At 69.4% G+C, this 12918-nt stretch carries 10 protein-coding genes and 1 pseudogene; 5 read left to right on the forward strand and 6 right to left on the reverse strand.

What is annotated here, in order from left to right; genetic code table 11:
• Together QHF89_RS28685 and QHF89_RS28690 are read left to right on the forward strand one after the other, a co-directional pair.
• A complete protein-coding gene (locus QHF89_RS28685) occupies positions 1 to 1161 on the forward strand; it encodes a formimidoylglutamate deiminase (RefSeq protein WP_284721050.1) in 1161 nt (386 codons plus the stop codon).
• A gap of 371 nt (positions 1162 to 1532) precedes the next feature.
• The gene (locus tag QHF89_RS28690) at positions 1533 to 2468 is read left to right on the forward strand and encodes a zinc metalloprotease (RefSeq protein ID WP_136968248.1); all 936 of its coding nucleotides are present in this window, start codon (positions 1533 to 1535) and stop codon (positions 2466 to 2468) included.
• An 86-nt stretch (positions 2469 to 2554) separates the two neighbouring features.
• On the opposite strand, the gene QHF89_RS28695 is transcribed toward QHF89_RS28690, so the two are convergent.
• Positions 2555 to 4822: a tetratricopeptide repeat protein gene (locus tag QHF89_RS28695; RefSeq protein WP_284721051.1), complete on the reverse strand. Its 2268-nt coding sequence runs from the start codon at positions 4820 to 4822 to the stop codon at positions 2555 to 2557.
• Position 4823: 1 nt separating this feature from the next.
• Positions 4824 to 5642, reverse strand: a complete 819-nt coding sequence (locus QHF89_RS28700; protein WP_284721052.1) for an SDR family oxidoreductase — start codon at positions 5640 to 5642, stop codon at positions 4824 to 4826.
• Positions 5643 to 5750: 108 nt separating this feature from the next.
• Between QHF89_RS28700 and QHF89_RS28705 the strand changes: the two genes are divergently transcribed.
• The 3 genes from QHF89_RS28705 to QHF89_RS28715 are packed head-to-tail and all read left to right on the forward strand — an operon-like array spanning position 5751 to position 9422.
• Positions 5751 to 6509 (forward strand): ribonuclease HI, encoded by a 759-nt coding sequence (locus QHF89_RS28705; RefSeq protein ID WP_136968247.1) that lies wholly within the window; start codon positions 5751 to 5753, stop codon positions 6507 to 6509.
• Between the two features lie 9 nt (positions 6510 to 6518).
• Complete coding sequence (locus QHF89_RS28710; RefSeq protein ID WP_136968246.1) at positions 6519 to 8072, forward strand: alkaline phosphatase family protein; 1554 nt, start codon at positions 6519 to 6521, stop codon at positions 8070 to 8072.
• A gap of 9 nt (positions 8073 to 8081) precedes the next feature.
• Positions 8082 to 9422, forward strand: coding sequence for a serine/threonine-protein kinase (locus QHF89_RS28715; protein WP_284721053.1), 1341 nt, complete (start codon positions 8082 to 8084; stop codon positions 9420 to 9422).
• Here QHF89_RS28715 and QHF89_RS28720 read toward each other — a convergent pair.
• The 4 genes and pseudogenes from QHF89_RS28720 to QHF89_RS28735 form a co-directional block, all read right to left on the reverse strand.
• Entirely contained in the window at positions 9419 to 9778 is a 360-nt protein-coding gene (locus QHF89_RS28720; RefSeq protein WP_136932324.1) for a YkgJ family cysteine cluster protein, read from the reverse strand. The genes QHF89_RS28715 and QHF89_RS28720 overlap by 4 nt on opposite strands.
• Before the next feature lie 12 nt (positions 9779 to 9790).
• Complete coding sequence (locus tag QHF89_RS28725) at positions 9791 to 10693, reverse strand: hypothetical protein (protein WP_136968244.1); 903 nt, start codon at positions 10691 to 10693, stop codon at positions 9791 to 9793.
• A gap of 98 nt (positions 10694 to 10791) precedes the next feature.
• Entirely contained in the window at positions 10792 to 11754 is a 963-nt protein-coding gene (locus tag QHF89_RS28730) for a hypothetical protein (protein ID WP_284721054.1), read from the reverse strand.
• Between the two features lie 216 nt (positions 11755 to 11970).
• Positions 11971 to 12918, reverse strand: a pseudogene (locus tag QHF89_RS28735) (hypothetical protein); the annotation flags it as partial.

Here is a 12918-nt window from a genome sequence, read left to right on the forward strand (position 1 = left end):
GTGCGTGACGCTCGCGACGAGGCGCTCATGAACGAGAGGTTTCTCCTGCCCGCCCTTGCGACCGCGCATTCCCACGCCTTCCAGCGCGCGATGCGGGGCGATGCGCAGCGGCCCGGCCCCACGGGCACGGACGACTTCTGGTCCTGGCGGACCTCGATGTACACGCTCGCGGACACGCTCACGCCGGAGAGCATCCACGCGATCGCGCGCGTCGCGTACCGCGAGCTCTACCGCGCCGGCGTGCGCACGGTGGGCGAGTTCCACTACGTGCATCACCAGCCGGGCGGAGTGCCCTACGACGATCGCGTCGTGCTCGCCGATCAGGTGATCCGCGCGGCGAAGGCCGAGGGGCTCCGCATCGCGCTGCTCCGGGTGATTTACACGCGCGCGGGCGCCGGGAAGCCGCCCGAGGGGGCGCAGCGCAGGTTTTCCGATGCGGACCTCGATCGCTCGCTCGCCGACGTGGAGACACTCGCCGCGCGATGGGCGCAGGACCCCGATGTGCGGATCGGCGTCGCGCCGCACAGCGTGCGCGCGGTCCCGCCCGATTGGCTCGGGCCGATCGCGGCGTTCGCCGAGGCGCGCGGCATGATGCTGCACGCGCACGTGGCCGAGCAGCCCGCGGAGATCACGGCGTGCCTCGCCGAGACCGGGAAACGACCGGTCGAGCTCCTCGCCGACCGGGGCGTACTCTCGCCGCGGTTCGTGGCGGTGCACGCGACGCACCTCGCGCCACACGAGGCGCGGCACCTCGGCGAGGCGGGCGCGTTCGTTTGCTTGTGTCCGACGACGGAGCGGGATCTCGGTGATGGACTGCCGGACGTGACGGCGCTCGTGGACGCGGGCGCCTTGCTTTGCACGGGGATCGACAGCCACGTCATGACGGCGCCGCTCGAGGATCTTCGGTGCGTGGATCTCGGCGAGCGGCTGCGCACGGGCAAGCGCATCGCCTTGCGGACCCAGGATGCGGCGGAGCGGACGCCGGCCGAGGCGCTCTGGCGAATCGGATCCGAGCTCGGGGCGCGGGCGTGTGGGTTCTCGGATGTCGGGGGCGAGATCGAGGTCGACCTCGGGGCGCCGGAGCTCGGTCTCGTGCGTCCGGAGCATCGGCTCGACGCCGTCGTATACAGCGCCAACACTGGAATATTCTGCCACCGTTGATTGAATGCCGTGGTCATAGGAATGACCACATGTCGGCCGAAGTGACGTCGCGGCGAACGAACCGTTGTAATTCATTTGCAATTGCACCGTTGAGCGTGTGACGCGACCCATGCCAGCAGCGCCGCGATTGACGAAGCTGGACCAAATTATCCGCTGCTTCGGATATTTACGCGTCACGCCCCAGGCGGACGTGGGCTTCCCTCCGCAAGTGCCGCGGCCAATTGTTTTGCAATTTGATTGCTTTTGATACCGGCCGCGTCATTACGCGCCCCGGCATGGCGTCGATTTCGAATCGATTTCACTTGAATAAAACGGTGCGCGCCCTGTACATTGCGTGGGTCCTTTTTTTCCGACAGCACAAGGAGAGCCGCATGCGCAATCTTCAGTACACGGTCATTCTCGGGGGTCTCTTCTCCGCCTTCGCGCTGCTCGGCGCGGGCTGCAGCGCCGACTCGACCGAGATCGGCGAGGGTGTGGATGTCGGGGGCGAGACGGAAGCCGCCGGCGTGCCCGTCGTGCGCACCTGCGGCACGAAGGAGCTGACGGCGGAGGAGTTCGCCAAGCTCGAGGCCGAGTTCGAGCAGCTCGCTCCCTGGAAGGACAACCTCAACGTCAGCGTCGGCGCGACCATCCCCGTCTACTGGCACGTCATCAACAAGGGCACGGGCATCGCGAACGGCGATATCCCGCAGAGCCAGATCGACGCGCAGATCAAGGTCCTCAATGACGCATACGCGCCCTGGGGCGTGAGCTTCAACCTCATCAGCGTCGACCGCACGACGAACAGCACGTGGTACACGGCGGCCCCGGGCTCGACGGGGGAGAAGAACATGAAGACGGCCCTCCGCCAGGGCACGGCGGACGACCTCAACGTCTACAGCTCGAACCCGGGCGGCGGCCTGCTCGGCTGGGCGACGTTCCCCTCGAGCTACAACAGCAACCCGAAGGATGACGGCGTCGTCATCCTCTACTCGTCGGTCCCCGGCGGCACCGCGACGCCGTACAACCTCGGCGACACGGGCACGCACGAGGTCGGCCACTGGATGGGCCTCTACCACACGTTCCAGGGTGCCTGCGCGAAGAACGCCAGCACCGGCGGCGACGGCGTCGCCGACACGCCGGCCGAGAAATCGGCCGCGTACGGCTGCCCGACGGGCCGCGACACCTGCACGGGCTCGAGCTTCTCGGGCGTCGATCCCATCCTGAACTTCATGGACTACACCGACGACGCCTGCATGAACACCTTCACCGAGGGCCAGAGCTCGCGGATGCAGGCCCAGTGGGCCTCGTACCGCAAGAACAAGTGAGCCTCTCCGTCTGATCGTCGGATAAAAGGAAAAACCCCGCCTCGGTCCAGCCGAGGCGGGGTTTCTCGTTTCGAAGGCCCCGGACTTTATTCGGCGTTGTCCTTCGGCCCTTCGTTGTAGTTGCGCGGGCGGTGCTTCGGATCGACGCCGCCGTGTTTCTCGCCGTTGTCGAGCGTGTCGATCGCGAGGTACGCGAGCCAGGTCCCGGGGTGCTCCTCCGCGAGCGCGCGCAGGGCGTCCTCGTGCTCCTTCAGCTTCTTCACGTCGTAAAGGCACTGCAGCCCGAGCGCGAGGAGCCCGATCTCGTTCGCGCCCTTGCCAAAGCCGATCTCGTAATGGGGCCACGCCTCGTCCGGGCGGCCCATGCGGCAAAGCGTGTCGCCGGTATACACGTGCGCCATGGCCCAGTCGGGCGCGAGCTCGAGCGCCTTCCGGCTCTCGGCGAGGCGCGTCTCCATGTCTTGGCGCGCGCCCTTCATGACGGAGAAATTGAGGTGCGCCTTCGCAGACATCGGCACCGCGTCCTTCGTCGCCTCCCAGAACGTGAGGTCCGAGCGGTAATCCATGGCGTGCGTATAGGCCTTGACGCACTGGAACACGAAAAATGCCACGAACACGGCCGGGACCACGAAGCGGAGGCGGGGGCGCTTCGCGAGACGCTCGTGCACCGCCGCGAAGGCGACCGCGAGCACGAGCGAGGTGCCGATGACCGGGAAATACCAGAATCGCTCGGCCCGCACGGTCGGCAGGACGACCGGGATGTTCGAGTGCGGGAAATAACTCACGACGAGCCAGACGAGGCCCACCGCCACGAGCGCGAGCCCCGCGCGGCCGAGCGGACGCGGGGCCCCGGGCGCGTCGGGCGGGACGACGCCGCGCGTGCCCTCGGCGAAGAGACCGAGCGAGATCGCGAAGACGGGCACGGCCAGGATGGCCCAGGAAAACCCGCGCAACGTGAGCGAGATCCCGCGCGGCCGGAGGACGAAGACTTCGATGGCCACGAGCGCGGGCGCGAGCGCAAAGAGGACAGCCGCGACGACGGCGAGCCGAGGACGGCCCGGCGCCGTGGGTCCGGCGAGCCCGAGCCGCACGATCTCCCTCCGCGCCGCGCGCTCCCGGACGACGCCGACGATCCACGCGACGATCCCCGCAAGGGGCGGCCCGATCAAGAAGAGACCACCGAGCACGCTCTCGGCAAACACCAGGCGCTCGGGCGCGGGCTCCTGCGGGAACGAGTAATCCCCGCTCAGGGTGCGTGGAAAAACGACCTGCACGAGGCCACGAAAGTAGACACGGAGGGCGCCGGCGATGCGGTGCGGGAGATCGATCTCGGCGAGGGGGTTGTTCAGCGGGTCGCGCGGGAGCGGCGCCTGGTGGAACCAGAGGAGGAAGGCGCGCGCGGCCCGCGAGAGCTGCGAGGCACCCTCGGGCAAGGGTTCGAGCAGCTCGGCCGGCGTCGGCGAAGGGAACCAGCGCTTGCGCAGCTCGACGTACAAGACGAACGCGAAGACGGAGGCGACGAGCGCGGCCGTGGTGCGGAGGAAACGCGCGGGGCGCTCGGGGTGCAGGTGCGGCGCGAAGACGAGCGCGGCGAAGGGGACGAGCGGGACGCAGACGACCGCGCTCTCCTTGCTGAAGAGGCCAAACAGGAGGGCGAAAAAGACGCCCGCGGGCATGAGCCAGCCCGGGAGCGCGAGCGCGAGCACGGCGAGGAGGGCGCCCATGCCGCCGAAGACGTCGGCGATGCCGACGATGCCGCTCACGGCCTCGGTGAGAATGGCGGCGGAGACGAAGATCGCGCCGGCGAGATAGGCCGTGCCCCGCCTGCGCGTGACCCGGAAGGTCACGAGCGAGAGGAGCGCGCCATTCACGGCGTGGAAGAGGACGTTGTAGAAATGGTGAAAGAAGGGCTGCTTGGAGATGGCCCAGAGCGCGCGCCACAAGAAATTGGGGACCGGGCGATACGAGCCGACGCTGCGATCGGGCGGCAGGCCCCAGAAATCGCGGAAGATGGCGTCGATGTAGCGCAAGCCCCCGGTGGCGTTGACGTACGGGTTCGCGAGGAGCGCTTCCTGCTCGTCGAAGATGTAGTTCGTCGTGGGCGCCCGGGTATAGAGCACCATGCAGAGCAGGATGAAAGGCGCGAGGACCCAGAAAAACCCGGGGTCGTACCCGAGGACGTATTCACGGCACCACGCGTAGGCGGCGCGAAAATAGTTTGTCCTGGGTGCGGGCGCAGGCACGGGCGCCGCGGGCACGGGCGCCGCGGGCGCGGGCGCGAGCGCTTCGGGCGCGGGCCGCGGGCTCTCGGGAGCTCCTCCCCCCGGGGAGGTATGGGGATCGCCGGCGTTCACGCTAGGGGTCGGAGATCGGCCAGATGTCGCCCCAGAGCGAGGCGCCCCCGTCGATCGGGATCACCGCGCCCGTGATGAAATCGTTGCGCTCGCTGGCGAGGAACACGACCACACGCGCGACCTCGTCCACGCCGCCGAGGCGCTTCAAGGGCGTCGCCTTGCGCGCGACCTCGAGCATCCCGTCGCCATATTGCGCCGTGCCGCTCGAACGAATCGTGCCCGGCGCGACCGCATTGACCCGGATTCCATGCGAGGACCACTCGACCGCGAGCGTGCGCGTGAGGTTCTCGACGCCCGCGCGCGCGGCGCCGGTGTGCGCCATGCCCGGGAACCCGCGGACGACCATGGCCGTGACGTTGACGATGCGGCCGCGCTTCTGCGGGATCATGGCCACGTTCGCGACCTCGCGGGTCATGTAGAACGTGCCGTTCAGGTTGTTGCGGACGACGGCCTCGAAACCGCGCGGCGAGATCTGCTCGGCCGGACTCGGGAACTGGCCGCCCGCGTTGTTCACGAGGATGTCGACGCGGCCGAAGCGATCCATCGCGGCGCGGACGAACGCCTCGATCTGCGCAGGCTCACGGATGTCACAAGGCAAGCCGAGGAGGCGGCTCTCGGCGAGGCCTGCCTCGCGCAACGTGCCGAGCGCGGCCTCGATCTTCTCGGGTTTTCGCCCGCAGATCACGATGCTCGCGCCGAGCCGACCGAGCTCCCGCGCCACGGAGAGCCCGATGCCGCTGCCGCCTCCGGTGACGATGGCCACCTGCCCCTCGAAGAGGCCAGGCGCAAAGAAGGGTCGCACGTCTTCGTTCTCGTTCACGAAGGGGGCGTGTACAACGGGCCGGGCCGGCTGTCACGGGGGCGACGGCGTGACGGAACCGATGACGATTGCTTTCGTCAGGGCGGGGGTCTGTGCCAAGGTGCGCGCGTGCCGTGGGTACGAGCGCTCCTGCGCGGGCAAAAGGTGTATGCGAAGGCCGACGAGGCGGGCCGCCTGGTCTCGGACGGCGGTCGTGTGGAGATCCGGTACAAGCCGAACGACGGGCGGAAGTACGGAGCACGCGAGGACAACCTGAAGGTGGTCCCGGGCGAGGTGCTGCCGGACGACGCGTGTGGGGAGGCCGAAGCCGTCGAGAAAAAAGAGGGCGAGGCCAAGGGCGCGACGAAGTCCGCGGGGACGAGCCGGGCCAAGGCGACGACGTCCGAGGAGCGCAAAGCCGCCGCGAAGGCCGCGCATGACGCGGCGCCGCCGCCTGCGGAGGGGCAGGTCGTCGCCTACGCGGACGGCGCTTGCACAGGCAATCCGGGGCCGGCGGGGCTCGGGGTGCTGGTGGAAGATGGGGATCGGCGGATCGAGATCAGCGAGTATCTCGGCAACGGAACGAACAACATCGCGGAGCTGACGGCGATCTTGCGGGCCGTGGAAGCCGTCGCGGACACGGGGAAATCCCTGCTCGTCCGCACGGACAGCCAGTACGCGATCGGCGTGCTCCAGAAGGGCTGGAAGGCGAAGGCCAACACGGACCTCGTGGCCGAGGTCAAAGATGCCCTGAAGCGCAGCAAAACGCGGCTCGAGTACGTCCCTGGACATTCGGGCGTCCGCGGGAACGAACGCGCGGACACGCTGGCCCGGGAAGCCGTGCGATCGCGGCGGACGACCCGGCAAGCGAGCCCAAAGAGCGAGTAGAGTACACGCATGGTGGTGGCGAGGCAGAAGCCCGTGGTGTTGTGCCTGCTCGACGGGCTCGGGGAGCGCGACGCGCGCGAGGGAAACGCGGTCCGGCTGGCGAAGACGGAGGCGCTCACGCGGCTCGGCGAGCAGTTCGGAAAGACGCGCCTGCGGGCGAGCGGCGAGGCCGTGGGGCTCGGCGCGGGCAAGGTCGGCGCCGGCGCGCTCGGGTACGAGGCGATCGGGACGGGCCGGACGCCGCGCCCTGGCCGGACGCGCATCGATGAGGCGATCGCCGCGAAGAAGCTCTGGTCGAACAAGGTCATCGAGCGGGCGATGTGGATCGCCCACGACCGGAACTGCCGCCTGCACCTGTTCGCGCCGATCTCGGCGGACGGCGCGCACGGGACGCTGGAGCACCTGCGCATGATGGTGCGGGTGTGCGAGGCGCACGACGTGAAGGTCGTGGTGCACGCGTTCCTGGAGGAGAAGGCTGCGGCGCCGCGGAGCGCGTGGAAGCTGCTCGAGCCGCTCGCCTTCGAGCTCGAAGACAAAGGCGTGATCGGGACGATCTCCGGGCAGTCGTACGCGATGGATCGGAGCGGCCGCTGGGACCACACGGAGAAGGCCTACGCGGCGATCGTGCGCGGCGAGGCGAAGACGAAGGAGACGCCGTACGAGGCGCTGCAGGCGGCGTATCAGGCGAAGCAGACGGACGGGAACGTCGAGCCCACGCGGATCGGCGAGTACGAGGGCATGGTCGGGTCGTTCATGGCCGACTTCGCCTCGGGGCAAAGCGCTGGCTGGTCGTGGTTCGGCGAGGAGGCGGGGCTCTTCCTCACGCACCGCGCGGATCGCGTGGAGCAGCTCGCGGCGATGATGGTTCGTCGCGGCATCCCCCCCGAGGTCGAGGCGTACCTGACCGACCGGAAGAAGCCCGTGTACGCGTTCGACGAGTTCGGCCTGCTCTCGCTCGTGGGGCTCGAACCGGCGCTCGAAGTGATGAGCGCGTTCCCGGACGAGCCTCCGGAGGGCACGCTCGGCGATGTGCTCGCGGCAGCCGGGTTGACGCAGCTCCGGATCGCGGAGCCGGACCGCGCGAGGCACGTGGCGCAAGGGTTCGACGGGGGTCGCAGGACCCGCAAGGACGGCGAGGAGATCCGCGTCGTCGAGGCGGAGAACATCGCGGAGGCGGCGACGCGCGCGATCCGCGAAGGGAGCCACGACGTCGTCATCGTGAGCCTCGCGGCGACGGATCACGCGGCGCACCGGGGTGATCTCGCGGCGGCGATCGCGGCGGTCGAGGCCGTGGACGCGGCGGTCGCACAGATCGCGGCGGCGACGGAGGAGAAGGGCGGCGCGCTGTTCGTCGTGGGGACACACGGCGGCTGTGAGGAGATGCTCGACGCGGAGGGCAAGCCGCGCGGCGGTCACACGACGAACGTGGTGCCGTACGTCTCGACGCACCCGCGTGGAAAACTCGCCGAGGATCAGAGCCTCGCGGACGTGGCGAAGGTGGTGCTCGAGGTGCTCGGGATCGAGGCGCCGAGCGGGATGACGGGTGGCCGCTCGCCGCGTTAGGGGCTGGTGTTGCAGGCGCAGATAGGGCCGTACCGGGTCCGGGAGAAGCTGTCCGAAGGGGCGATCGCCACGCTCTACCGCGCCGAGCACGAGCGGCTCGGGCGCGTGGCGATCGTCAAGGCGCTGAAGGGGACGCTCGCGGAAGGGTCGCCGCTCGGGTCGGCGCTCGGGCGCGAGGCGCGGATCCTCGCGAAGATGGGGCACGCGTCCGTGGTGCGGTGCCTCGACGTGTCGCCGGGGTCGGGCGCGACGTGGGTGGCGCTCGAAGACGTGCCGGGGCCGCGGCTCGCGGCCGTGCTCGCGCGGACGAAGCGGCTGCCGCACGAGGTGGCGACGGCGATCGCGCTCGGCGTCGCGTCGGGGCTCGGGCACGCGCATGCACGAGGGATCGTGCATCGGGACGTGCGGCCGGAGGGGATCACGCTCGCGCCGGACGGGCGGAGCGTGCTCGTGGATTTCGGGGCGGCGATGGATCTGTCGGCGCCCGCCGCGCCTTCGCCGTTCGACGGGAGCGAGCGGCTGTCCGGGCCGGAGTACGCGGCGCCGGAGCAGATCGTGGGGGAGCCGGCGAGCCCGCGATCGGACGTGTTTTCCCTGGGGGTCGTGCTCTACGAGATGCTCACCGGGGCGCGGCCGTGGGACGAGGGCGCGGAGGGGCGCGACGAGCTCGCGCGGCGGGTGCGGAGCCAGGAGCCGAAGCCGCTCGATCGGCACGGGATCGTGCTGCCGCGAGGGCTCTCGCGGATCGTGATGCGCTGCCTGGCGAAGCGGCCGGAGGATCGGTTCGAGGACGGAGACGCGCTGGCCGAGGCGCTGGCCGAGGCGCTCGACGAGGCGACGCGGGATCCGTCGCGGAAGCTCGTGACGCGGGCGCTCGCGCTCTCGTTTTTGGGCGAGGAGATCGCCGAGGAGAAGGGGCGGAGGCAGCCGAAAAAGGGGCCGCCGCCCTTGCCGCTCGGGCCGCTCGTGCAGCGGCTCGTGGTGTTGTTCGGGCTCGTCGTGGTGGGCGCGGTCGTGGTGGAGGGGTTCGTCCGTGAGGAGGACGTGACGGCCGAGCCGGCGAGCGAGACCGACGCGTCGGAGCGGGGCTACGTAAAGGTGCTCGCGCGGCCGTGGGCCGAGGTGCTCGTCGACGGGCGGTACGTGGACGTGACGCCGATCGGGCGTCCGATCCCGGTCGTGTCGGGCCGGCATTACGTGACGTTCAAGCACCCGAACGCGCCGGACGAGAAGCGGGAGATCCGGGTCATTGCGGGACAAACCGTCCTCTTGGACGTGACGATGCGGATCGAGCGCCGCGCCGCGCCCGTGGGAGCGGACGCGGGGACGGACGCGGGAAATTCTCCCTAACGCGTCTTTCGGACGATCGCTTCGAGCGCGAGCAGGGGGCGCTCTTGTTTCAGGCTGAGCTCGCCGAGGCACGCGGAGGTGCCGCGGTCGAGGGAGCGGCAGGCGTCTGGGCGCATGGGATAGATGGAGCAGACGAAGCGGCGCGTCGCAGGGTCGGGGACGAGCGCGGCGCAATGGCCGTCCTCGATGCGCATGTAGCAGCGATTGCCGATGAACTCGGTGAGCGCGCGGGCGCCGTCATCCATGCGGTCGTGATCGACGCCGAAGACGCGGACGTACTCGGGGAGGTCGGAGAAGCAGCAGGTGCCGCAGAGCAGGCAATCGGAGGGGACGTCGGGGAGGCGGGGGGCAGGCATGGGGGAAATCGTTCAGAGCTGGCAGATGCCCGATTTGCAGGAGAGGCCGATAGCACAGTCGTTGAAGAAGAGGCAACCCTCGCCCTCGGCGCACCTCTTGGGGTTTGCCACGTCCTCTGCGCAACTGCCACCGCAGTCGACGCCGGTCTCGTTGCCGTTTTTGAAGGTGTCGTTGCAGGATGGCGGCTGGCAAACTTTGGGGCTGCCTGCGCACGGACCTCCCCCTGCACAATCGGCGCGCTGTTTGCACTTCAAACCGATTTCACAGGAAACGCAGGGGCCGCCGCAATCGACGTCCGTTTCGCCGCTGACGGAGTCCAAAACACCGTTGTCGCAATGCAGAAGGACGCACTTGCCAATCGGGGTACACTTCGCACCGGGACAATGGGCGTCGACCTCGCACTCTTTGCACTCGAATTGGTCGGTACAAATACCGACCTTGCCCCATTCCGTGGTGCAAGATTTACCGAGATCAGCTTTCCACGTTGTCCCCGCAGTGCAATCATCCACGTAGCAGGGGTTTCCCCAGTCGTACTTGTCGTTCGCGTCGTCGACCTGTCTGATGACGCCCGACGCATCGCACTCCCGCCGCTTGCAATCGCCATAAATCTGCGCGCCGACGGGCGTGCCCGGCAGGATTTCTATCGTCCATTTGCACATCCCCTCGTCGCACGAGCCGCCGATGCGGCATTCGGGGGTGTCCGGGCACTGGTCGACCGTCGTACACTGCGGCGGCATCCCGCCCGTGCCGCCCATCCCGCCCGTGCCGCCCATCCCGCCCGCGCCGCCCATCCCGCCCGCGCCGCCCATCCCGCCCGCGCCGCCCATCCCGCCCGTCCCGCCCGTCTGTAGCTCCGGCGCACACGCAAAAAGAAAAGTCGAAAGCCCAAGAAACCCAAAGACATGCCGATGCATCGCCGCCTCCGGGCGGGATCCTAAGCGATGTCTTTCGGGGTCGAAAGAAAAACGCCGGCGCGTGACGAAAAATCACGCGCCGGCGCGAGGCGTGCCGCTCAGGGGCAGGCGTTCGGGCAGGAGCCGCCGCAATCGATGCCGGACTCCTCGCCGTTCTGCAGGGCGTCCGTGCAGCTCGGCGCGGCGCAGAAGACGTCGACGCAGACGCCGCTCTGGCAGTCCGTCGGGAGCAGGCAGCTATCGTCCGTGGGGCACGGCGGGCATTCGCCGCCGCCGCAATCGAAGCCGCTCTCGTTCCCGTTCTTCACCGCGTCCATGCAGCTCGGCACGGCGCACATGCCGCCCGTGCAGACGCCGCTCTTGCATTGCGAGCCGTTCGTGCACGTCTTGCCGTCGTCGCAGGGCAGGCAGTTGCCGCCGCAATCGATGTCGCCCTCGCCCGGGTTCTTGACGCCGTTGTCGCAGTTGATGCCGACGCAGGCGCCCTGCATGCACATCTGGTTGCCGCTGAAGCAGCCCTGCACGCCCTCGATGCATTGCACGCACTGGCCCATGTCGTTGCAAATGCCCGCCGCGGAGCAGAGGAAGCCCTGCGCCTGGACGTTGTGCAAGGCGACGCCGTCCATGCAGACGTCGTCGGTGCACTCGTTGCCGTCGTTGTAGACGTCGTCGTTCTTGAAGACGGGCGCAGGCTGGGCGCTGCCGTCGCATTGCACCTCGGTGCAATCGCCGTAGACCTGCGAGGGCAGCGGCGTGCCCGCCGGATGCAGGGCCTTGCGGACACACTTGCCCAGCTCGCACGCCGGCTCGCCGCAATAGTTCGCCTCGCCCTGCATCGTGCAGTCCGCCGCCTTCGTGCACTCGGGGGGCACGCCGCCGCCGTCGCCGCCCATGCCACCCGTGCCGCCCATGCCGCCCGTGCCGCCCGTGCCGGCCGTCCCGCCGCTCGACGAGCTCGACGTCGTGGTGTTGGAGCTGGGGTCGTCCCCGCAGCCGACCGCGGACGCCGCAATCGTCGCGCCGAGGATACAAGCGATCATCCAAGCTCGTTCGATTCTCATGGCAAAGCATTCCTCCCGGGCCGCGTCGCCCGCGGCTCTCTCGACGCCGAAGCGCGAGCCCCCCCGGCGCGCGCCTTCGGAAAAGAAAGCGCGCCCCCGCGGGCGGAGGCCGCCTGCGGGGGCGTGAGGGCTCGGGCCTTCGTTACGTCCGTGACAGGTGTACGGCTGCACGATAGCGCAAGAGGCCGACGCGCGGGGTGGAGATTCGCGCGCGGCTCAGGGCTCGATGCATTTCGTCGCGCAGGTCCCGCCGCAGTCGACGCCGGCCTCGCTACCGTTCTGGGTCGCGTCGGTGCAGGCGGGCGCCGCGCACTTCGCGCCCTGGCAGACGCCCGAGGCGCAGTCCTCGGGGACGTGGCACACAGCCCCGATGACGATGTTCGGCGGGCACATCGGGCCGCCGAAGTCGGGGAAGGTCTCGGCGCCGTTCAAGGAGCCGTCGGTGCACGTGGGCGCGGCGCACGTCTTCGTGGCGGCGTCGCAGACGGCTTCGAGGCAGTCGAGCGGCCCGTTGCAAACCTTGCCGACGTCACAGGGCGCGCAGGTGCTGCCGCCGCAGTCGACGTCGGTCTCGCTGCCGTTCTTCGTGCCGTCCTTGCACGTCGCCGGCACGCACTTGTTGATGGCGATGTCGAGCGTCTCGATGTCCTTGTAGTTCTTCGACGCGGCGCAGGAGGTGCCGTTCTGGCATTCGTTGGCAGGACCGCCGACGTTGCAGCGCACGCACTGGGCGGCGTCGTTGCACTTGACGTTCATGCCGCAGGAGAAGCCCGCGTCCTGGTTGATGTGGATCGTATCCCCGTTCATGCACGTGTCGAGCGTGCAGGGGTTGCCGTCGTCGAAACGGTCGTTCGTGTCGTCGACCTGCATGACGCCGCCGTTCGCGTCACACACGGCGCGCTTGCAGTCGCCATACGTCTGGCTCTCGAGGACGGTGCCCTCCTGCAGGAGGACCAGCATTCCACAAGCGCCCCCGTCGCAGATACGGACGCCACACGGGGAGTCGATGCCGGGGCACTCGCTGCGCTTGCAGGTGTCGGTGCTGCCGCCGGTGCCGCCGCCGCCCGTGCCGCCCGTGCCGCCCGTGCCGCCGCCGCCCACACCGCCCTCGCCGCCGGTGCCGCCCGTGCCGCCCGTGCCGCCCGTGCCGCCCGTGCCCGTCGA

This window comes from Polyangium sorediatum (assembly GCF_029946465.1).
Lineage (GTDB): Bacteria > Myxococcota_A > Polyangia > Polyangiales > Polyangiaceae > Polyangium > Polyangium fumosum.

Excerpts from the sequence above, each read along its gene's own strand:
- QHF89_RS28690 (WP_136968248.1), top strand. The coding sequence starts at position 1,533 with ATGCGCAATCTTCAGTACACGGTCATTCTCGGGGGTCTCTTCTCCGCC.
- QHF89_RS28725 (WP_136968244.1), bottom strand. The coding sequence starts at position 10,693 with ATGCATCGGCATGTCTTTGGGTTTCTTGGGCTTTCGACTTTTCTTTTT.
- QHF89_RS28730 (WP_284721054.1), bottom strand. The coding sequence starts at position 11,754 with ATGAGAATCGAACGAGCTTGGATGATCGCTTGTATCCTCGGCGCGACG.
- QHF89_RS28710 (WP_136968246.1), top strand. The coding sequence starts at position 6,519 with ATGGTGGTGGCGAGGCAGAAGCCCGTGGTGTTGTGCCTGCTCGACGGG.
- QHF89_RS28720 (WP_136932324.1), bottom strand. The coding sequence starts at position 9,778 with ATGCCTGCCCCCCGCCTCCCCGACGTCCCCTCCGATTGCCTGCTCTGC.